This is a genomic window from Scytonema sp. PRP1 (genome assembly GCF_036697665.2).
Classification (GTDB): domain Bacteria; phylum Cyanobacteriota; class Cyanobacteriia; order Cyanobacteriales; family Nostocaceae; genus Kalymmatonema; species Kalymmatonema gypsitolerans.
The window spans coordinates 213,752-234,729 of record NZ_JBAHYJ020000046.1 but is presented as its reverse complement, the minus strand read 5'-3'; the positions used below and the strand labels follow the sequence as shown (position 1 = coordinate 234,729).

At 42.7% G+C, this 20,978-nt stretch carries 18 protein-coding genes; all 18 read right to left on the bottom strand.

Annotation, left to right across the window (positions count from 1 at the left end):
• Positions 1 to 2 precede the first annotated feature (2 nt).
• Entirely contained in the window at positions 3 to 1,124 is a 1,122-nt protein-coding gene (locus V5G28_RS09790; protein WP_332993364.1) for a glycosyltransferase family 4 protein, read from the bottom strand.
• A complete protein-coding gene (locus V5G28_RS09785; protein WP_332993362.1) occupies positions 1,121 to 2,446 on the bottom strand; it encodes a glycosyltransferase family 4 protein in 1,326 nt (441 codons plus the stop codon). The genes V5G28_RS09790 and V5G28_RS09785 overlap by 4 nt, the downstream gene beginning before the upstream one ends.
• A gap of 5 nt (positions 2,447 to 2,451) precedes the next feature.
• Complete coding sequence (locus V5G28_RS09780; RefSeq protein ID WP_332993360.1) at positions 2,452 to 3,489, bottom strand: NAD-dependent epimerase/dehydratase family protein; 1,038 nt, start codon at positions 3,487 to 3,489, stop codon at positions 2,452 to 2,454.
• The gene (locus V5G28_RS09775) at positions 3,486 to 4,538 is read right to left on the bottom strand and encodes a Gfo/Idh/MocA family protein (RefSeq protein ID WP_332993358.1); all 1,053 of its coding nucleotides are present in this window, start codon (positions 4,536 to 4,538) and stop codon (positions 3,486 to 3,488) included. The genes V5G28_RS09780 and V5G28_RS09775 overlap by 4 nt, the downstream gene beginning before the upstream one ends.
• Positions 4,539 to 4,661: 123 nt before the next feature.
• Positions 4,662 to 5,666, bottom strand: coding sequence for a glycosyltransferase (locus V5G28_RS09770; protein ID WP_332993407.1), 1,005 nt, complete (start codon positions 5,664 to 5,666; stop codon positions 4,662 to 4,664).
• A gap of 70 nt (positions 5,667 to 5,736) precedes the next feature.
• Positions 5,737 to 6,966, bottom strand: a complete 1,230-nt coding sequence (locus tag V5G28_RS09765; RefSeq protein WP_332993356.1) for an O-antigen ligase family protein — start codon at positions 6,964 to 6,966, stop codon at positions 5,737 to 5,739.
• Between the two features lie 79 nt (positions 6,967 to 7,045).
• Positions 7,046 to 8,314, bottom strand: coding sequence for a glycosyltransferase (locus V5G28_RS09760; protein WP_332993355.1), 1,269 nt, complete (start codon positions 8,312 to 8,314; stop codon positions 7,046 to 7,048).
• Between the two features lie 36 nt (positions 8,315 to 8,350).
• Complete coding sequence (locus V5G28_RS09755; RefSeq protein ID WP_332993353.1) at positions 8,351 to 9,574, bottom strand: glycosyltransferase family 2 protein; 1,224 nt, start codon at positions 9,572 to 9,574, stop codon at positions 8,351 to 8,353.
• Between the two features lie 32 nt (positions 9,575 to 9,606).
• Positions 9,607 to 10,176: a serine O-acetyltransferase gene (locus V5G28_RS09750; protein ID WP_332993350.1), complete on the bottom strand. Its 570-nt coding sequence runs from the start codon at positions 10,174 to 10,176 to the stop codon at positions 9,607 to 9,609.
• Between the two features lie 129 nt (positions 10,177 to 10,305).
• Complete coding sequence (locus V5G28_RS09745; protein ID WP_332993348.1) at positions 10,306 to 11,286, bottom strand: class I SAM-dependent methyltransferase; 981 nt, start codon at positions 11,284 to 11,286, stop codon at positions 10,306 to 10,308.
• On the bottom strand, positions 11,271 to 13,493 hold the full coding sequence (locus V5G28_RS09740; RefSeq protein WP_332993346.1) for a GumC family protein: 2,223 nt from the start codon (positions 13,491 to 13,493) through the stop codon (positions 11,271 to 11,273). Before V5G28_RS09740 ends, V5G28_RS09745 begins: the two co-directional genes overlap by 16 nt.
• A gap of 343 nt (positions 13,494 to 13,836) precedes the next feature.
• Positions 13,837 to 14,043, bottom strand: coding sequence for a hypothetical protein (locus V5G28_RS09735; protein WP_332993343.1), 207 nt, complete (start codon positions 14,041 to 14,043; stop codon positions 13,837 to 13,839).
• 798 nt (positions 14,044 to 14,841) lie between these two features.
• Positions 14,842 to 16,272, bottom strand: a complete 1,431-nt coding sequence (locus V5G28_RS09730; protein WP_332993340.1) for a sugar transferase — start codon at positions 16,270 to 16,272, stop codon at positions 14,842 to 14,844.
• A gap of 175 nt (positions 16,273 to 16,447) precedes the next feature.
• A complete protein-coding gene (locus V5G28_RS09725) occupies positions 16,448 to 17,236 on the bottom strand; it encodes a WecB/TagA/CpsF family glycosyltransferase (RefSeq protein WP_332993337.1) in 789 nt (262 codons plus the stop codon).
• 70 nt (positions 17,237 to 17,306) lie between these two features.
• Positions 17,307 to 17,657, bottom strand: coding sequence for an STAS domain-containing protein (locus V5G28_RS09720; RefSeq protein WP_332993335.1), 351 nt, complete (start codon positions 17,655 to 17,657; stop codon positions 17,307 to 17,309).
• A 75-nt stretch (positions 17,658 to 17,732) separates the two neighbouring features.
• Positions 17,733 to 18,899, bottom strand: a complete 1,167-nt coding sequence (locus V5G28_RS09715; RefSeq protein ID WP_332993332.1) for an endo-1,4-beta-xylanase — start codon at positions 18,897 to 18,899, stop codon at positions 17,733 to 17,735.
• A gap of 270 nt (positions 18,900 to 19,169) precedes the next feature.
• Positions 19,170 to 19,886, bottom strand: a complete 717-nt coding sequence (locus tag V5G28_RS09710; protein ID WP_332993330.1) for a class I SAM-dependent methyltransferase — start codon at positions 19,884 to 19,886, stop codon at positions 19,170 to 19,172.
• Positions 19,887 to 19,946: 60 nt separating this feature from the next.
• Positions 19,947 to 20,411 (bottom strand): hypothetical protein, encoded by a 465-nt coding sequence (locus tag V5G28_RS09705; RefSeq protein ID WP_332993327.1) that lies wholly within the window; start codon positions 20,409 to 20,411, stop codon positions 19,947 to 19,949.
• Between the last annotated feature and the right edge of the window lie 567 nt (positions 20,412 to 20,978).

Genomic DNA, 20,978 nt, shown 5'->3' with positions numbered 1-20,978 from the left:
GCTTAATTCAACTGAATTGTAGTCCCTCCGATGCCTTGCGGGGAGGAGAGTGCCGGGGGGTAATTATTAAGATTCAGAGATTCTAGTTTTGTTGCTATTACTTCGACAAACTGTTCGGTGTTATATCGTTTCAATGCTACCTCGTAACCTATTTGGGCTTGTTTTTCAGCTTCTTGGGCATTATTTAATAAATGAATAATTGCCTGCCGCAATTCATTAGCATCTCCTGGGTTTACAGTCGTAACACTGCCTGGATATAACAGATAATCTATCAGTCCATCGGTTCGGGTGACTATTACAGGTCGCCGACAAGCCATTGCTTCCATTAAAGCTTGTAACCCAGCACCGCATTGACTTTGAATAAGACTAATGACAACAACATCAGCATCACGGTAAAGCTGAACAAGGTCTGGCCACTCGTAAAATCGACGTGACATATTGTTTGGCATCTGTTTTGGAAATGTCCGCGCTAGTACAGATGCATCTTGTGAAAAGCCGCTAATCTTCACATCAACATCCAAGTCTGCAGTTGCTTTCGCAAGGGTTTGGTAATCTCGCTTTTCCAAACCTACACTCGCAATCACAGGACGTAATTTGTTAGAAGAGGTCGGTCCAGGTGTGAAGAAGTGAGTATCTATATGAGCCCAAACAAAGGAAACTCGAGACTCAGGCAGATTTAGGTAAGAACGAAGGAAGTTAACTTGAGAACCAGAACAGGCAAAGAATAAGTCAATTTTATCCGCAAGACCGAATAGCTTTAGTGCTAAACGTCCGCGAGGTCGAATAATGTTGTGGAAAAAGACAGCTATTTTGGGACGATTTTTCTTAGCACCACAAACTGTAGCAATCTCAATACCTGCTGCTTCACTTAAGCAAAAAATGACGTCATTCTCTCCAAGCTGAGAAGATAAACTTCGAGCTAGTTCCCAGTATTCAGGTTGCCCCGATATTTTAGATCGAATCTTGTCTAGTGGTGACGATGAATTTAAGTTTGGCTCATGCACAGTGGCTTTTAGTCTTTGACGAAGCATCCACATTAAGTGTTGAGGACATTTATGTGCCTTAGCATCTTCAGTAATGCCGTCAATATCTATAGGACGGTGTAGTGCAATATGATATCTCATATGTACAAACCCCCCTTTGATTTTGTAAGTATTAAATTCTGCTTTAACTTGAGTTGCTGCTCAGATTCGGTCAAGTGAACTTGTTCTTCTAAATAATTGGGACGAATGGGTTCAATATGACCTTGCAAAGCGCTCTTCATTAGCTTATGTAACCGTGCAACTTCATGGTGTATGTTAAATTCCTTCTCGACTTTGGCTCGACCTGCTGTGCCAAATGCTGCTCGAAGTTGATGATTCTTCAGTAATATTTCGATACTTTGCGCTAGAGAATCAGCGTCTCCGGGTGGAACTAGGTAGCCATTGACACCATGTTCTACTAACTCACTCACGCCAGCAATTTGGGTGGCTACGACAGGTACACCAGCCGCCATTGCTTCCATCAGCACGACTGGTATTCCTTCAGCAAAGCTGGACATCACGAAAATATCGGTTTGCTGCAAATAGTTGCGTACTTCAGCTTGGGATTTATAGCCGACGAAATTGACATTCTGGCTCAATCCCAACTGAGCAGTCATTTGTTCTAACTTTGAACGATCTGGACCATCACCAACGACTGTTAATAGAATGTCCGGCTGGAATCGCCTCAAAGCCACAAGACTTTCGAGCAAAATAGGCAAGCCTTTCGCCGCAGCCAGTCGTCCCACAAAAAGCAAGCGTTTTCCTGACTCGTTATGGGAAACGACATCAAATAACGCTGGGTCGATACCACAATGAATGATATGCATTCGATTCCACTTGTCGGTGGGTGCAAATATCATTCCCTGACTGCGAGCATAGTGGCTGATACAACACACAAACAGCGATCGCTTGATTTTCTCATCAAGTCGCCATTGATGTGGACGGAAGAAGATGTAGGGACCGTGCAAGGTGAAGCTATATGTAAAACCGCCCATTTCGGCGGCAAGCATTGCAACGGTACCGCTCGCTTCTACAATGTGGTTGTGCAAATGTACGATTTGCCTTTTTTTGATTTGTTTGGCAAGGATACCTGCTTCCAAAAAGTAGAAGATTTGAAACAGCGCACCTCGCAACCCAGGTTGGCTCGTTGACCATGCCAGCTTGATTGCTTGTAAGTATCTTTTTGGGAAAGCAAGCAATAAACTCAGGTGCGCCAGTATTAAGTTTATGGGATTGGGAGGAAGAATATAGAAAGTGCGATCGCGCTCTAGCTTCTGTTCTGTCCCAACCATGTGTTCATCCCCTGTTCGGCGAACAGAGAATGTGTGTACGTCCACACCCATTTCTCGCAACGTTGTGACCTCTCGTTGAATGAAAGTGTCCGTTGCTCTAGGATATTCACCAGTTAGGTAAGCAATCCGCATTCTCTTCAGCCTCCTAAAGGTTGCAACGAGGGTGTCGGCACAGGTACTTCCAACAGTTCGGCATTGCTACAAGAGCGCTCAAGTGCGGTATCAAGTGAATACCTGGGACTCCAGTTCAAAACTTTTTTTGCACGAGCATTACTGTAGCGAAACGGCTTAAACCTGGCATCTATTGCCCTTGGGATAAATATACCAGGTAGCCTTGCCTGCCCCTTCAGTACTCGTTGGTTGTAAGTCCAGAAAATCCAGGCTAGTAAGTACAAGAACCACAAACTGACGGGAATCGTGCGGGGCAGAGAGTCTAGGCGTTGAGCCAGTTTTTGGGCATAGACTTTCTGAGTTGGCAAGTTGTCATCGACGATATTCAAAGTTTGACCAATTGCCTCTTCACGCTCGGCAGCACTGATAATTGCATCAGCACAGTTTTCAATATATGTCAATGGCATTTGTGCGTGACCGCCGACTTTCAACCATAAATTGCCGATCAATTTAGCCCCAAGAATGGTATTCCAAAGGCAGTCTCGTCCATAGATCATTCCAGGGCGAATATACGTCACCGATGCCGCATAATTCTGCTCAAACTCGCGAACAAGTTCTTCCTGAAGCAGCTTGACTTGAGCGTATTCATCCCGTTCAAGAGGATGGTCTTCAAGCGGTGTGTCTTCAGTAATTGTTTTGCCGGATGAATAGTTGTATACCGAGAAGCTGCTGATATCAACCAGCCTGAACACATTAGCCTCAATCATGGCATCGAGCAAGTTTTCAGTGGCAATGACTGTACCAGCAAATCGTGAGTAAAAGTCACCATCTTTGACGGCTGCCAAATGGAGCACTGCATCCACACCCCGCACAGCATCAGCAATACCATCCTTGCGCCGCAAATCGATACGGACGAGTTCCACACTTGGGTGGCTGTGCCAAGGTATACGCTTTTCATTACTGGATGGTCGTACAACCGCACGCACTTTATGTCCTCGTCGCAGTGCTTCTGCAACAACATACTGTCCCAGAAAACCGGATGCTCCTGTTATTAATAACTTCATACTCGATTAGCCTCCAATAGTAAAGCATTAACTAATTGATGTGTACGCTCCATATCTTCAAAACTGATTGGTGGCGCTTTGCCTTCGATGAGTCCTTCATAGGTTTTGTCTAAAAGGCGATGCATACCTTCATATGTCGTTTGTTGCATAATCTTGCGGCGAAAGTTGGTAAATGATGCCCCAACCAAATCGCATCCGTTCAGAAAATGATTAATCAGCGGAGATAGCAGTTCTCCAGCACGAGGTATGACACAACGTAAATGCGGCTGAAACAAATCAGTTTCTGCATAACCTTTTGAACCTCGCACCGTAACGGCAAAAGCTTTGGGTGGTGTGTGACAACTGAATCGAATCCGAGCGTGTGCTGAGCCTCCAATGACGATCGCATCAAGGTCATCATATCGGAACAAGTCTCCACCACCGTGATTACTCCATGCAGCACTCACGCGTTCAAAATCTGGTATGAACCGCACCGTCATGGAACATAAGTGTGTAATGAAATCATGAACAACGCCTGCGGGCATTTTATGGATAGGATTAGGCAAGTTTTCGTCTGCGAAGGCCCCACCATCGCGAACTGGAAGCGCTATCCGGACTTCAACTTCCTGCACTTCACCCAGAATACCATCTGCAATTAATTTCTCAATAGCAAGAATTGGTTCGTTAAAACAGTAATTCTGGTTTTCAATCAACCAGCGGTTGTGAGACTGCGCAAACGTCCTTAGTTCTTGAAACTCATCGTAGGTGGGTGTAATCGGCTTTTCACAGAACACGTGTACACCTGCTTCCAGACAGTCCTTTGCAATCCGCTTGTGGGTATGCGGCGGAGTGAGAATGTGTACAACGTCAGGCTTCACTTCATCCAGCATCTGACGATAGTCGGTGTAAGTCGAATCGGCACCAAACCTTCGGGCTGCATACCTAGCAGCGACTTTTGAAAGGTCACAAACACTGGCTAAATGTGCGCGCTCAGATTTGGAAAGAAAACTGAGATGTTCTTTGGAGATAGCCCCTGTGCCAATGACTGCTGATTTTAGTTTTGTTACCATTGATATTTTTTACTCTCCGTTATAGTGTTTTGTCAATTAGTGATTCATTGCATTGATTTTGATAGGTTGAGATAGTTTGTAGTCAAGGCTCAAGCGCTTACTACATACAAAAGAAAGGTTGTCTCAACTGGTTGAAGCTGCACCTTTGTACTCCACTATGCTGCGCTGTCGTTTCAATAGCCTAAAGATGTAAAATTCAATTTTACCCAGCAATTGTGGGTATTTCTCTATCGCACAAAACAGGGCGTAGACAATAGCATCCTTTTGCTGAAAACCTCTACGCAGTGTACGACGATACAGTCGGTAAGCTACCAAAGTATGAGGAATTAACAGTAACAGTATGCTTAGCCCCCGAGTTGGCAATAGACCAACAACCGCCAACAAAGGCAAAACCGCAGCCCACAACCAAATCCTGTTACTCTCTCTCACCCAATGCCGATCGGGAGTGCGACCGTATAGCCAAGCCCCCTCAGTAAAAGCATAACCACTGCGAATTGAGCGCTTCCACCATTGACCAAAACGGGTCATTTGCGCATCGTGCAATGTCATCTCTGCATCGATACGTAAAATTTTGCCACCAGCCCGACGCAGTCGCAAACACAATTCTGGTTCTTCTCCTGCAATCAATTTTGGATTGAACCCTCCCACGTTTTTGAATGCACTCACCTTCATCATCGAGTCACCACCACAGGACTTTGCTTCACCTATAGCAGTATTCCACTCGATGTCGAACAGCCGATTATAAATAGAGTTATCTGGGAATTCTTCCCGACGCCGACCACACACTACGACAACCTCAGGTTGAGCAACTAATTCACGCACGGCACGTTCCAACCATCCCTCTACAACCCGACAGTCTCCATCGACAAACTGGATCAATTCCAACTCTGGTTGTACTTGCAATAGGTATTCAAACCCTGCATTCCTGGCACGGGCTGCAGTGAATTTAATAGACAAATCGAGTTCCACAACATGGACACCAAGGGAGCGCGCTAGTGCCACACTACCATCTGTTGAGCCAGAATCAACGTAAACTACCCTTCTCCCTTCTCCTATTACTGATAGCAAGCACTGACGGAGACGATTCCCTTCGTTACGTCCGATGACAACAACTCCAATAGATTGCAAAGCCATACCTCCTATAGTATTGATTTATGTTGTACACAGTTTTAACTAACACGCAAACAGCTTTTCTTCCTTAAGATGTTATTTTCTTGAATTTGTTTTTCTGATTTATAGTAAAAACAACTGTTATAAACAAAACCCAATACACGTTTGCTAAATGCATCAAATAACTCTCTGTCACATTATTCATTGCCAAAAACGAGAGATAAGCTAATGGCCAAAGGTCTTCTGGATTTCTAGTTGCATAAGCTCGTTTCAATGCCTGAGCAAAGGTTGTGAAATAACTCATTAAAAAAAATGATAAACCAATGAAGCCAACATCAAGTAGTAAATCAATTAAGCCATTGTGAGCGTGAGGTGGAACCCAACCAGACCCTATTGCATTACCTGCTTCAATTGCATACTTACTTTTCGGTGCCCAGAATGCAGCATAACCATAACCCAACAATGGTCTTTCCATTAATCTAGCTAGTGCAGCACCCCACAGGGGCGTCCGTCCAGTTAAAGTGGGGTCTCTTCCTAAACCAGTTAACAGTTCTACCCAATAAGTGAAAATAAGTAGAGCAACACATCCCAGAATCAGAATTCCAATATCTATGAAAATTACGCTTATCTTTCCCTGCCACCGATAGTTTTTATAGAACATCATTAATAATATCAGCAAAATAGAGAGAACAAGAGAAGTTTTTGAAGTTGAAAGTAGCATCAAGACCAGCGACAAGCTCAAACCACCCCACTTATATATATTTGAATTTTCTTTTGGCAAGGCAAGAAAAGTTAATGCGCTTAAAACCATCATGCTGCCAAGACCATTTTTGTGTCCGTATACTCCTTTCCATGCTCCTGGATGAGATTCTATTCCATCTGCTTGATGTATCCCAATGGAAGGTAATCCAAGGGCAAGAATTGTACTCAATAAACTCCCTATAAAGAAAGTACAGGCAACAAGTTGTACCTGTTCTTTCAAGCTAAATCGTGTGGCAAAATATAAGCCAAAAGAGGTCATCATCAAGACATCTCTGGCATTAAATAATGTAAAGTCTGGATATTCTGACCATAGAAATGATACCAGGGCTAATACCGTTAATAGACACAGTAATTTATTTCGGCTGGCTGTAATTATCGTACTTTTCCAGAACAGACAAACGAGAATTGTTGACATTCCCCAAACAGAGAATCTCACTAATGTGACAACGAATTTTGGAAGCACAGCACCCAAAGCGTGTACACCAAATACTCCTGAAAAGAAACTTAAGCCTAAAATGATAAAAGCTTTCTCGGCAAATCTAAGAGATTTACTCACAACTGTATGTCTCTATATGAAATTTAGTCTTAGTTTTTGAATACCAGTAACTTAGGATGATAAACATCTAAAAAGTGAATCATGTCAAATATTTCTTTATAAAGTCACTTCGCTGTTGATAAACAGTTTCTTCATCAAAAAACTGACCAGACAGTGCAGCCGCTCGAACGAACTCACTCAATCTTGCTCGGTCTGAATTAAGTTCAATGACTAAATCAGCTAGTTTTTGCCAGTCGTTCATTGGCGCGAATACACCACCTCCATGTTGTGAGACAAGCCCTTGGGGATAAGAACTGCCATAACCGACAATAGGACAACCGGAGACTATTGACTCAACTAGACACCGAGGCGATTCTGGTGTTTTATGGCAAAAGAGGAAGATATGACTTTCTCGGATCGTTTGTAAAATTTTGCTTCGGTCACTAACAAATCCGACTAAATGGACACGATCAGCAATGCCCAACTCTTGAGCCAACGACTTCATCTTTGGTAGAAGCGGTCCATCTCCAAGCCAAGTCGCTTGGACATCAACGCCAGTTTTGCAAACCCGATCCACAGCATGCAGCCAATCGAGCGGACCTTTCATGTCTGCTGCTCGTCCCGCATAGCAAATCAGTAAAGGTCCACCACACAATAGTGACTCGATTTTGAGGTCTATGCTTGGTTCGTCAATCTGATCAGACTTTTTTGTGTGAACATCGTAAACGCAATGAGGCTGTTTGCAAAAAGGTGAATATGCCGAATAGCAATCTTGTCCTTGAAAAAGTCCTAAATTACTTTGACGAATCAAGTATTGTTGGTAGCGTTTCATCAATGGTAAGGTCAAAACCTCTTTAATCCGGCGCTTGAGAGGCAGACTTTGCAACGTTCGACGGATGACCTCATAATTAACGTAATCAAACCAGACAGCATAAGGTCGTTTAAGCTTAATAGCTTCCAAACAAGCGATCCCTCCCCAATCTCCAATCAGCCCAGTAAGGCTAAAACAAAGATACTGGGTCTTCTGGATCTTTTGTTTCAACAATTGGCGTGTAGCTGTATACGTCTTTATAAAGTCTTGTACTTTGTATGCATATGGTAGTGTTACTAATTCCAGCCGATCTGCACATGGTAAACTTGCAATTGGTTGCCATGTGGTTGCGGCAGTTGAAGAATCTTGTTTTACAGCTATGTGTTCTGGTAACGCAGGACCAGCCATAAGAACTCGCTCAAAATTCTCTGCCCAGCGAATCAAACCTTCGCAGGTTTGGTCATCCAAGCCCCATTGACCGTTTAGTTCCCGAAGCGGAACTGCGTTTACTAGCAAAATCGTATTCTTTTGGGTCGATGGTTGTTGAATTTTGTTCATAACCTTTTGCTTGAATCTCGAATTGCAATATCTCCATTAAGAATCAGCAGGATTAACTGAGTCCCTTTGGGTACGAACCCATACGCTTTGAGGCTTCACTAAAAACTTGAGATAAACTGGAATTTTCCAGAGAACATAAAAAGGAACAGTTAAAAGTTGCAACAGAGGAAGGTCTTGACGAGCGAATTTAGCCCAAGCTGTCATAATTGCCATGAGGAAACAAAGCCCTGCTGTAGCTACAATAGCTGCTGGTATCCATGAGACTGCCAAGACTGCAAACAGCAAAGTCACTGCCATCAGTCCTAACCAAAGAACAACAAGCAGAGATAAAGGTGGCACACACAAATCCAGAATGTTCACCAACAAGTCGAACCTTTTTTGATAAACTGCTTGTTTAAGCAGGGTAGGGACATAAGTCTGCATAATTTGTAAATGACCATGTTCCCAACGGGTTCTCTGACTTTTAGCAGCCTGCGACTGCTGCGGCAAATAGCCAGTGACTTTTGCTTCTGGGCAAAACACTGGTCTGTGTCCGGCTATAGTCAAATCCAAGCCTAGTTTCAAATCTTCAAGGAGGTGACCGTTGGCTAAACTTACTGATCGAATGACCGACCAAGGGAAAGCCATACCTGTGCCAAGCAACGGGCAGGACATTCCCAAGCGGGCTAATCCATGGGGACGAACCAGATTCCTAACGATGTTGGAAAATTGGGAAACGAAGTCTTTTGACGATTGAGAGTTTTTGGGTCTGAGCATCAAGTAGGTTGCTTGGACAGGTCTGAGTGTGGCGATCGCACACTGAGTTAGCTGCTCAATTGCACCTGGATAAACTGTACAGTCAGCATCAACAATCACAACCACATCAGGAGGATCTGACTCGATAAACTGTAAGCCATAGTCTAAGGCGTATCCCTTGCCTCTTTGCTCGAGGTTCTGACGCTCGATCACTGTCGCACCCATTGTACGAGCAATCTGAGCTGTCGCATCACTACAATTGTCAGCAATCACAACCAAACGGTCTTGTTCTTTTAATGCAGGGATCAGTGTTTTGAGAGTTGAACCGATGACAATCTCTTCATTGTGTGCTGGCACTAAGACAGTGACTTTAGCATTTTTGCGGTCAGCTCCAGGAGTCGAAGCTTTCGCAAACAAAGCCGCAGTACATTCAATGAGAAAAAATAGACAAACAATAAATAGACCTGATGCGCTAACTAACAGCACAACATTAATACACGAAGCCACGAACTGGCTAACTGACATGGCATTGTTACCTCAATACAACAGCATTGTTATCAGACTTTTGAAGAAGGAATGATTCTTGCAGGTATCCCAACTGCCGTTGCTCCTGCTGGAACATCGGACAGAACCACAGCATTAGCACCGATGCTTGCGTTATCTCCAATGGTGACGTTGCCTAATATCTGTGCGCCAGCACCAACATCGACACGTTTACCTAGCTTGGGCGCATCCATCGGACGATCTAGGTAACGCATTCCTAAAGTCACCCCTTGGCGTATAATACAATCGTCGCCAACACAGCAGTGTGAGTGAATAACTATTGCTCCTTGATGTTGAATCACCACACGGCGACCAAGCTGGACAGTGTAAGGCAGTTCAATTCCGTACGTATTCCGAACCTTGCGATATAGCATTCCATACAAAAGGCTGAAAGGCGCTTGTAAGAGTTTGGGCTTAATCTTCTTACGCCAAACCCCAAAACGGTGAATTGCGACAGCACGGAATCCAGGCTTACTCCAATCCCGTCCATGGGCAATCCAATCTTCTTTGATTTGTTGCCACAGATCTAAGGTAGAAGCTTTCGCTTGGTTTGTATTTGCCTTCAACTCTATTTGTGCATCCATTGTTGAGTCCCCGTTTGAGTTTCTGCGACATCCAGCCCGGATCAAGGGTTGGAAGAGTAAAACTAGTTGCTAGGCTCCAACCTTAGGTTCAAAGCGTTATTCTTTGATTCCCAAAATATAAGGCGAGAATCAATAGCTTTTGTGCAGCCTAAAATACTGAGCAGTTCGATTTGGCTGTATAAAACGACTAACTTCTGTTCGGACGGTATCTAGGAAGCTGGTTGTCACCTGAGCAGGGATACGTCTAATAGAAACAAATCCAACTTGCTCGCACAGTCTCTTTAAGGTGATCGGAGTAAAGGCATTAATATGTTCAAGTGGGTGAACAGCATGAAACTCTGAAAAATTTTGAGGTTGGCTAATTCCTCGGCAATCAGGAACTTCCACAATTAAAATTCCGCCATCTTCCATTGTGTTTGCAATTTTGCTTAGGACTGCTAGTGGATCTTCAAGATGCTCTAATACTTGAAAAAGTGTTACAGCATGCATTTTACCAATCTGATAAGACTCCAGACTTTCCAAGTTATTGAAAATAGCGATGCCCATTTTTGCCGCTCTTTCGTTACGGACACTGCTGAAATCAATCCCGTAAGCGCCAAAACCAAAAAGCTTGGCTAGAGCCAGGAAGTATCCATCACCACAGCCATAGTCTAGAACGCGACATCGCTCTGTTGTATTTGGCAACAGAAGCTTTTGCAGTCGCAACAGATGCTTCATACATTGTCGCCCACGTTCAAACAGAATCTCTCGCTCGTTACCTGTTTGATACTCCGCTTCCATGTGTTCGATTTGGGCATCATTAATCCACTGGCTATACAGCAAGTTTAACCATTCTGGTGTGAGAATCCGCTGGTGGAAAACCATGCCACAGTTTTCACAACGTACCAAGGAAAAGGTTTCCTCTCCTAGCAAGGGTATAACATCTTGGCTGTAGTGACACCTCTCAATAAAAGAGCGAGTGGGTTGATCAGTAAATCGCCCCTGCCAAACGGGATATAGCTTGGAGGACTCACAGCTGATGCAGTGCGATCGCTCTCTAAATGCGACAGTTTTTTTAGAGACCAGTTTTGAATTGATGTTGTTTATGGTCAGATCTATTTGTGCGTCCATTGTTCAGTCCCCACTTCAGTTTCTACCACACTCTGTCCCACTCGAGCGCTGGAATAGTAAAAGTAGCTGTCAGGTTCGTGCTTCATGTTGACAGCGTTGGCAACCATTCCTAAAATGTTAGCGTCAGAACGTTCTAGCAGGGATTTTGCTGCGGTAGCGCTTGCTGAATCCACAACACCTGGTCGAACGACTAGCAAAACTCCATCTGCCATTTTTCCTAAAACTGCTGCATCAGCTGTCCCAACTAAAGGAGGAGTATCAAATACAATGTAGTCGTATTTGTCAGAGAAAATCTTAATCACAGAAGCCATGCGATCAGAGTCAATCAAAGCCAAGGGGTTGGGAGGTACGACTCCAGCTGTAAGGACAGACAGGTGTTGTGTAACTGTTTGCACACCTTGTGGAAATTCAGCCTGACAAACAATGATGTTACTTAAACCGACTGAGTTGATCACACCCCACAAATGATGTTGCGTTGGTTTACGCATATCTGCATCGACTAGCAGAACTCGTCGTCCCGCTTGAGCCAGTACCGCAGCTAAATTAGCAGAAACTTCTGATTTCCCTTCCCCAGCTACAGAACTCGTTACCACAATTGTGCGAACTTTTTTATGGCTAATGAACTTGAGGTTTGCCTGAAGCATTTGATAAGCTTCATGAATCACCGAGCGAGGAGAAGTTGCGACAATAACTCGAGCAGAGACTCCTTCTGACATCAATTTCGTAGGAGCAGATGTGCTATTGGATTCAAACTTGGGAATTAGCCCAAGCATTGTATACCCAAAAAATGTCTCGGCTTCCTTAACTGTTTTCAACGATCTGTCTACTAGATCTACAAAGAATGCAGCAGCAACACCAAGCAGCAACCCAACAAATACGCCACCTCCTGCTAAAAGCAGTACGAGTTTGGAGAGAACTGGTTTTTTGGGAACCTTGGCAGGTTGAATCTCTTTAGCATTGCCAACGGTTTGCTTTTCTGCGACTTCGATTTCCTGTAGTCTGGTCACAAGGTTTTCATAGTTCTTTTTCGAGATAGATAACTTTCGCTCAAAATCTCCTTGCTTTTTCTCCAAATTTGGCATCATCGCAAGCCTTTGCTTATAACTGGCTTGGATGTTAGACAAAGCTTCTATTTTGCTTTCCAAACCTTGGCGTTGCGCTTGTATTCTTGCAAATTCGCTTGTCAGATTTTCCTTAATTTTCCCTACCTGTAATTTACCAGGGGGAACGTTTTGTTGAGTTCCTAAAACCTGCTTTATTCCTTTAGTTCCTAAAACCTGCTCAATCCGTTCCTGTAATAAAGCATTTAAAGTGACTTCTTGATTTTTTAACTCAGCAATGTCTGGATGTTCACTGGTGTAGCGTGCTTTTTCATTTGCTAGCTTAGTTTGCACCTTTTGTAACTCGCCTAAGACTTCTTGTACACCAGGTATCTGACTTATGGAAGTCACTTCCACAGCCTGATCTCCAGCCAAATTTAATTGACTGTTCATTTTTGCTTCCTGAGCGCTCACATCTGCTAGCGCAGCCCGCGCTTGATTTATTTCCTGATCTATCTGACCAAGATTTTGAACAGCAGCGCTCGCCTCTTCTGGAAGCTGGATGATTTTATACTGAATTTTAAACTGACGTAATGCTTCTGCTGAGCGATCTAATTCTGCCCGAGCGTGTGGCAATTGCTTTTTAATAAATTCACCTGCGGCAAAGACTTGAACTCGATTGGACTGAATGTTGTTTGCAACATAGGTTTTCATCACCTGATTGACTACTGATGCCGCCAATTCAGGGTTTTCTGAAGTGTAGGAAACCTTCAGTACGTCTGTGCCTACAATTGGTTCAACCTTGATTTTTAGTGACTCTGGCTCAAGAGTATTCCCTTTTTTATCTTTTAACCCTAGGGTCTTGATGACTTCTTCTAAAATCGGCTGAGATTCCAAGATGACAGCTTGCGTTTCTAGCGGATTCCCCTCGCGCATTAAGGATTCAAGATCCCCTATCTTTTCTCCTACTTTTGTAAGCGATGAGGTTCGATCTGATTTAAAAAGAAGCATTCCACTCGCCTGATATTCAGGTTTTTGCAGGAACACCGCAAACGTCGTTAATCCTATGGAAGCTAGAACAACTCCTGCCACAATTGGCCAACGCCGTTTCAGAACAAGCCAATATTTTTGAATATCTATTTCTTCTTGATAGCCTTTAGTCTCCATACAACTTTCCTAGCCGTAGTTCCTTACGAAATTGGAGCCAAAAATGAAATTTGATATGAATATCTTAGCTTCATAGCATCGGCTATCTTTTAACAAATTCAAATTGATTTTGATTGCTTTAAACATAATGCTACTATTGTACTAGCGTGCCTCCACAGTAGGCGCGCTCAACAAGACAATTCAAGTATTTTTGCAATCTTACTCCATCCACTATGTGAGCGCTTTGCGCTCCCTTCGCGTATACAAGCCTTGGATTGATCTAGAATTTCAAGATATGTCTCATGTGGTTTGACTGATGAAGTTACTGGCTAGTACCGCAGGGCGGAAGTCAAAAGTCACGCATTCAAAAGTCAAAAGACTTATACCGTAACAATGAAAGCTGGTTTGTAATGGTGAAGCAGCGCTCTTGGTAGGGTTTCCCGGAGCAGGCGACTGCTGTGCCTCCTAACGGAGGAGCTGCGCTAACGCCGTCAGGCGTGCCGAAGGCATACCCGAAGGGTAGCTTTATTTCCGCCGTCATGTAGTAGTAAGTGCTTCGAGTGATGCTCATTTTACTTACTCAATCAAATTCACAAGAGCTGTTTGGTTTACGATCTTGCCTGCCGTTTTTACTGATTTTGGTAAATGCACAAACTTGCATATTTATTTTAACCCTGTTTATACTTCAATTTTTGAGAACTACAAAACACTGGTCAAATGAGTGCGTACTAGCTATAAAATATGCTTTCATCAGAAGCATTTGGCTCTAGGCACAATCTCATTTTTAACAATCTTCAGTTGTTGAGATTGCCTACTGACGAAGTTAAATATAACTTTAATTGCCAGTAATTTCAAGTATAAATAAAATTTTTTTTTCAACAAAATGTAAAGCTTGCGGATTTGCTGATGTAGGAAAAGTAAGAAAAGTATGTTTTGTAAGCCAAGACTTGTATAACTGAGATTCAAATTAGTTTAGTCACGAATAGTTCCTGTAAAGTTGATGTGCAAAGAAAGAGCAACTTTAATTTTAACTATCTGTTAAAATCAATACATTTTTGCATTATTTTATAGCGTTATCAGTCTCAAAAAAAGTTTGTAGTCAGCACTTAAGCGCTTATATAGCACTCCTATTTGATAGGTAAAAATTATCAACCGCTCCTGAGGCTTAGACGCAAAGCAGCGTGCCGTAAGCTAGAGCGCCAAGAGAAGAGAGAATTTTACGTAAGTCCTGCGGACAGGCTGCGCCAACGCGTAACATGCCCGTAGGGCTTATGATTTAGGATTGCTATAGCAAATTATGTCTCCTATAGGTGACCCCCACCCTGCCTGTCGGCTGAGGGTGAGGACTTCCGCAAGCCTGTTAAGCTACTTAGTAGGCACCTGTCTTACCAAGGACAACCTTGACAGTTTTCAGCAAAATTTGCAGATCCAGCCACACAGACCAATTTTCTATGTAACCGATATCTAATTTCACCCCATCTTCAAAATTCTCGATATCGGAGCGACCAGAAACCTGCCACAATCCGGTAATACCAGGCAGAACTTCTTGCCGAATAAAGTGCTTTGTCTTGAACCTTTCTACGTCCCTCATAGGGAGAGGACGCGGACCAACCAAACTCATCTCTCCAAGGACAACATTAAACAGTTGTGGCAATTCGTCCAGACTGTAACGGCGCAGGAATTTGCCTATCCGTGTGATCCGAGGGTCGTCTTTCATTTTAAAGAGAACCCCATCCTTGATTTCATTCTTTGCTTCTAGCGCCGCCTGCAACTTTTCGGCGTTAGTAACCATCGTGCGGAATTTCCAAATCTTGAAACTCTTACCATGCAGACCAATTCGATTTTGTCGGAAGAACACTGGTCCAGAAGAATCTAACTTAATGAGTGTAGCTATCACCAGATAGACAGGAGACAGCAGGAGTAACAGAACAATCGAACCACAAAGGTCAAAACTCCGCTTTACCCAAAAATCGCCGCCTGCGATGATTGGTGCTGGTATTGTCATGCAAGGGACTTCACCAATCATCCAAAATACGGCTGATTTAGGGTGATGAACTTCACTCTCAATTGGCAGTATTCGTAGGGTAATGCCAGCTGTTTGGAAACCCCAGCAAACATATAAACGGTTCTTAATGGCATTCCAAGAAACAAAAGCCTCTTCTATACCCTGTGTGCGTAGATATTCAAAGGTTGCCTCTCGGTTCATCCGATCCAAACTGCTAGAGTCAGCAATTCCCTGTACGGTGTAGCAATTCTCTTTCTCTATTAACCGAATATGGCTTTCTTTGTCTTCGAGATCCGTAATCAGAAAAACGGGATGGCGAATTGCTCCTTTACTACGAAGCACTCTTGTGGCTACATCACAGGTAAAGCGAGCGGTACAGATGAAAACTACAGACAACAACCAAAACAGTAGAAAAGTTGAGCGCGAGACATAGCTGTCTGGTTCGTAGAGAAAAGCAATCAGCAACAGTAGAAGTTCTGACAGCGTGACTGCTTTAATCAGACCAGGATAGTTACGACGATTTCCACCTGATTTATACAGTCCTCCAGTTGCAATCATGCCTATTTCTACTGTCAGAATGAGCAGTAGAAAAGAGGCTTTTTGTGTCCAAGGGGAATCTAATGGAGTGCCATTAATGATTGCTAACTTCCATGCTAAGGTCAGAGAAATGACATCTAGCGAGATAAGTGTTCCTACCCGCAGAAATTTGCTAGTTAATCCTTTCTGTATCCTTGTGCCACTTGCTGACCTTAAATCTGGTTTAAACCCTGAAACTAATAAAGATTGAGATGTCACGATTCTTGTTACCCCTGTATTTATACTGTTAACTACATTTGCGCGATTTACTGCCTTGTCACTAACTACAGGTAGTTACGGAGTTACAGTCTATGTGGAAACACTATGGAATATACGCTTGCCATAACATTCGATACTAACTGAACTTAAGTATAAGTCCAATGGCAAGGGACGCTTAGTATTGTGATGACGGTCGAGAGCGCTTTCTTAAAAGTTTTGTAAACCGTTCCTGTAGAACCCGATAAAAAAACAGCGGATTGCCAACCACATAACGATGCCATAAGCGTTGTGGTTCTGTGATCAATCGTGTTAACCACTCTAGTCCGCTATTGGTCATCCAACGTGGGCCTCTGTTGACATTGCCAGTATAAAAATCAAGACATGCACCTAGAGGCAGAAACACTTTTGTCTCTATTTTCTCTGCATTATTTAGAATCCAACGTTCTTGTAACGGCATACCAAAGCCAATATACAAAATATCTGGCTTAAATTTATTGATTTCTTCGATGACAGATTCATTTTCCTCACCAGACTTGTCAAAATAACCGTGATGTCCTTTCACTTTTAAATTTGGTGCAACCACTTTTAGCTTAGCGATCGCTTTATCTACGGTACCTGGCTCGCCAGCAAGCAGGAACAAGGAAACATTTTCCCGTTCACAAGCTTTGGCAAAATCCTCAATGTAATCTGGACAGGTCATGCGATGAGATGAATCTGCGTTGCAGCCGCAGAGTTTTGCTCCTACTAGAACACCAAATCCATCGCAAAAGACTAAATCAGATTTGTTGAGAAACTCTCTATACCAAGGGAGTTCGTAGGCAAAGTTCATTCCCCGAATATTTACGTGACATATGGTGGTTTTCTTGTCAAGTTTTGCCGCTTTGACAGCGTAATCGATGAGTTGATTAACTTTGAGTTTATGAAACCTAGTTCCAAGTAATACTATCTCATCAAATTTGTTCATTTAGATAGTTCCTCCAAAGATTTTCTACACAACTGCTAAAAAAAAACACCATTTTTTTGGAAAGCGGTTCTCAGGTACTTAAACATGAACGGGAGTAAGTGCCTGTAAATGCAGATTGGCATTCAAATATGTCAAACACTGTATCAAGCTGGGTAACTTCAAAAATGATTTTAATTGTGGGCGACACAGAGCAAAGACTCAAGCTCCGTCCTAATCGCTGAGCTAACTTTAGCCCTGATACTAAAGCCATCAATCCGGCACTGTCCAAGGATTCTACTTGCTCTAAATCTATTAATAAGGTGGCACAATCATTTTGCATTATAGCTGTTGTCAATTCCCGCTCAAAGTCCAATGCATTAGCGGCATTTAAAGAACGTTTGAGTCGAATCACTGCAACCTTATTGGCAAGCATTTTTTCCATAATTTGAGTCGAATTAGCAATAAGTTTTCAATTCTGCAACAAAGAAAAGCTCGATGACTTGAGAAGGGTGTAGGGTCAACGTTTCCGAGCTTGATCAAACGCTCTTGCCATAGCATTCCATGCCAACTTGGGTTTGAAGCTTGAATCTAGTGGCAAAGGACGTACTGGCGCACCATCTGAGCGGGGAGTAAACGTTGAAAGCCAGGTGTGTCTATCGCTCAATCCCCAATTTAATACCGCAATCACTGCTTTTTCATCTAGCACCACCGAAAGATAGTCTTCGTATACACTGGCGACAATGCGATCGCGAACAGCAGGATCTAAAGGTAATTTTTGGTCTGACACATCTAGTTCGGTAATCAGAATTTTGAGACCAAGACTAGCCACATCAGAGAGAAAACTCCGTAGTTTTTTGGCATTTAACGCACCTTCTTGAGCAACTAGGTGAGATTGGATACCAAGGGCATGAATCGGTGTTCCTCTAGATTTCAAACGTTCTAATAGTTTCAGAACAGCGGTTCTTTTGACTTCTTCTTTGCGACCGCTATACTCCAGCGCGTTTTCGTTGTAGACTAACATAGCTTTCGGGTCCGCTTGAGCTGCAAGGCGATAGGCAAGCTCTATGTAATCTGGACCTAAAAACTCGAGCCACGGACTTTTTCGCAAGCCTGCTTTTTGTCCATCATCTGGTTCAATAGCCTCGTTGACAACATCCCAAGAGTGCATTTGACCAGCGTAGCGTTTAGTCACAGTTGTTATATGTTCCACGAAAAATTTTTCCGCATTCTGGCGGTTAACTACCTCCTTAAACCACTCAGGTAACTGCTCATACCAAACTAAAGTATGTCCTCGAAAAAGCATTTTGTGAGTGCGGGCAAATTGAGCAAGCCAATCTGATTTGCTAAAGTCAAATACGTCTGGACGAGGGCGTAAAAATTGCCATTTAAGCTCGTTCTCCGGCACCAAAATGCCGCACTCTCGAACAATACTAGCTTGTAATGTTTTGTCTGAGGCAAGAAAATCTTGCCCAGATGCTGCTCCATAAATTAATCCCTTAGCCGTAGCACGCCCTTTTAAAGGAGTTAGCCCTGCAACTTTAAAATCTCTTGTTAGGTTGTTAACCGCTTGGCTAGGGTAGATTGGTAATCTATCTTTTGCCACTGCAACAGCGATCGCCCCTGCCAAACCTGATACACCCATGTATAACAAACGACGTCTGCTCATTGAGGACTTTTTAAACATATAAATAAAGGCAATTCAAACCAATCATATCTGTATTTTTCACCCAATTTGCTAGTGACTCATTAACAGGTAATTACATAATAGAATCCCCTCCAAAATATCTTTGGAGGGGAGCATGGTTAACGCTACCGATTGTAACTCAGAATAGACATGCTTAGTATCGTTAACAAAAATCCAGTAGAGTACAGACCTGATGAAAGAAGTTCTTGACATTATCCGATATGCAACCTGATTTGCTTAGTATTGTTGACTCGATTCCAGACAAAAGATTTAGAATGAACGATGATAATCCCAGTGACGGTTATCTTCAGAGATTTTCTTCAAAACACAAATATTATTGAAAAGAAATTTGATCCCTCCGTATTCTCGTTCAAAGGGATTCTGAAGAAAACGTTTTGTAGATTTCGTTAAACCTTGCCAAATACTGGCTTTGGTATCAACCTTCGTCAACTGATAATCCCTGTTTCTTAAGATATAAGACACAAGTTTTCTAATTCCAGGCATCCATATATCATCAAAAACGACATACCCGCCTACCTCTAACAATTTGTCAACGTAGAAGAAATCTACCAAAGTGTAATCGAAATGATGTGAGCCATCAATGAACGCAAAATCAAGTTTTTCTCCTTTGGCTACAAGTTGAGGTAAAGCTTCGTCAGAACAAGCCTCTAAAAATCGTACTTTGTCTGCAAAACCGGCTCTTTCAACATTCAATAATCCAATGGATTTCCATACGCTATTTTGCATTGGGTCAATGGCAGTATGAATTCCTCTACCCTTGTCATGGTGTGCTTGACAAATAAACAGAGTAGACAAACCATAAGCCATGCCTATTTCTAGCGTTCTTTCCAGATTGTTTTTTTGGATAAGCTCATTGAGAATCGTGCCAATATCATAAGGAGTAGCGGTAGGAAAAGGATTTATTGAATTTCCTTGAGCATCCTTAACAGATTTGGTTGAATAAATTTCCTCTAAGAGTTGATTCATAACTTAGTTCTCCTTGGTAAACTAGATGGGTTTTGTGACGAATGCCGGCTGCAACGCCGTTCAACTTTCAAACGGGAAATCTTTGCAAGCTCCGTAGTCAAGCCTCTTTGCATGTCTGCGAGTAAATTCTCCGACAGAAGGGTTTCCATCGGGATGAATGACCCCCACTGCTTGCTGCCAAATTTTTCGTGGTGCTAGCGACACTTGATAAGTGCAAACCTTCTGAAGAGCCCCTTTGCTAAGGATCTTTTGAACGCGATACCATTTCGTTTCTTGGCAGCGATCGCACCAGAATGCTTCCAACCATGCACTTTCTAAATGAACTGCGGTTTCAGTTTCTACCAATATGAGGACATTGTGTCTACTGAGTCCTCCTGGCTGGAGTGGTGCGGTGCGATTAGCAAACAATGAATATTTTTGACTGACACTATCGAGATAGCATCCATGAATCGGACAGTAAATAGCGCGTCGTTTTGAACGTTTTCGATTTCGGTCACACCTTCTATGCAATTCAACCTCCCTCATTGATAAATACACCACAGATAACAAGAAGGTTTCGTTGGCGGGACTGAGATCAAAAAGACCATCGAAGCCCAAAGAAAGCGCCTGAAAAATTATTTATTCTATTTATTCAATTGTCGTTTAATACATCGTTAACAGACAAGAGTTTGAGAATCCTTACACAAGCAAAGTCATCATAACTCAGAAATCAGAATTGGTGAATTTCTGCTGGGTTCTGTGTTTTACTCTCAGGATTCATATATTTTTGTAAGAGGTTTAATCTTTCAAATCTCCTGTCACACAAAGCTATCTGTAGAAAACACTTCATCTCAAGTTGTGCCTCAGTTTGAGTATCTGTAGACAATAAAAGAAAGGAGTGAGAGCAAAAGAACTATCAAAGCCTAACTTTACGCCTCAACAATTAGTTATTGACAGCGCTTATTCTATGGTTACGCTACAAATCTTAGGTAGGGCTAAAGCCCATAAAAGCTTATGCAATGAACATTTGAGATATTGGTGACCGATGACCACAAACAAAGAAAACTCAACAATTAGCTATTTCATTTACATGCTATTTAATTTACATTCAGA

What these genes read in the sequence shown, in the direction of transcription:
- V5G28_RS09790 (WP_332993364.1), bottom strand. Translation starts at nt 1,124, where the DNA reads ATGAGATATCATATTGCACTACACCGTCCTATAGATATTGACGGCATT.
- V5G28_RS09785 (WP_332993362.1), bottom strand. Translation starts at nt 2,446, where the DNA reads ATGCGGATTGCTTACCTAACTGGTGAATATCCTAGAGCAACGGACACT.
- V5G28_RS09780 (WP_332993360.1), bottom strand. Translation starts at nt 3,489, where the DNA reads ATGAAGTTATTAATAACAGGAGCATCCGGTTTTCTGGGACAGTATGTT.
- V5G28_RS09775 (WP_332993358.1), bottom strand. Translation starts at nt 4,538, where the DNA reads ATGGTAACAAAACTAAAATCAGCAGTCATTGGCACAGGGGCTATCTCC.
- V5G28_RS09760 (WP_332993355.1), bottom strand. Translation starts at nt 8,314, where the DNA reads ATGAACAAAATTCAACAACCATCGACCCAAAAGAATACGATTTTGCTA.
- V5G28_RS09755 (WP_332993353.1), bottom strand. Translation starts at nt 9,574, where the DNA reads ATGTCAGTTAGCCAGTTCGTGGCTTCGTGTATTAATGTTGTGCTGTTA.
- V5G28_RS09750 (WP_332993350.1), bottom strand. Translation starts at nt 10,176, where the DNA reads ATGGATGCACAAATAGAGTTGAAGGCAAATACAAACCAAGCGAAAGCT.
- V5G28_RS09745 (WP_332993348.1), bottom strand. Translation starts at nt 11,286, where the DNA reads ATGGACGCACAAATAGATCTGACCATAAACAACATCAATTCAAAACTG.
- V5G28_RS09740 (WP_332993346.1), bottom strand. Translation starts at nt 13,493, where the DNA reads ATGGAGACTAAAGGCTATCAAGAAGAAATAGATATTCAAAAATATTGG.
- V5G28_RS09735 (WP_332993343.1), bottom strand. Translation starts at nt 14,043, where the DNA reads ATGAGCATCACTCGAAGCACTTACTACTACATGACGGCGGAAATAAAG.
- V5G28_RS09725 (WP_332993337.1), bottom strand. Translation starts at nt 17,236, where the DNA reads ATGAACAAATTTGATGAGATAGTATTACTTGGAACTAGGTTTCATAAA.
- V5G28_RS09720 (WP_332993335.1), bottom strand. Translation starts at nt 17,657, where the DNA reads ATGGAAAAAATGCTTGCCAATAAGGTTGCAGTGATTCGACTCAAACGT.
- V5G28_RS09715 (WP_332993332.1), bottom strand. Translation starts at nt 18,899, where the DNA reads ATGTTTAAAAAGTCCTCAATGAGCAGACGTCGTTTGTTATACATGGGT.
- V5G28_RS09710 (WP_332993330.1), bottom strand. Translation starts at nt 19,886, where the DNA reads ATGAATCAACTCTTAGAGGAAATTTATTCAACCAAATCTGTTAAGGAT.
- V5G28_RS09705 (WP_332993327.1), bottom strand. Translation starts at nt 20,411, where the DNA reads ATGAGGGAGGTTGAATTGCATAGAAGGTGTGACCGAAATCGAAAACGT.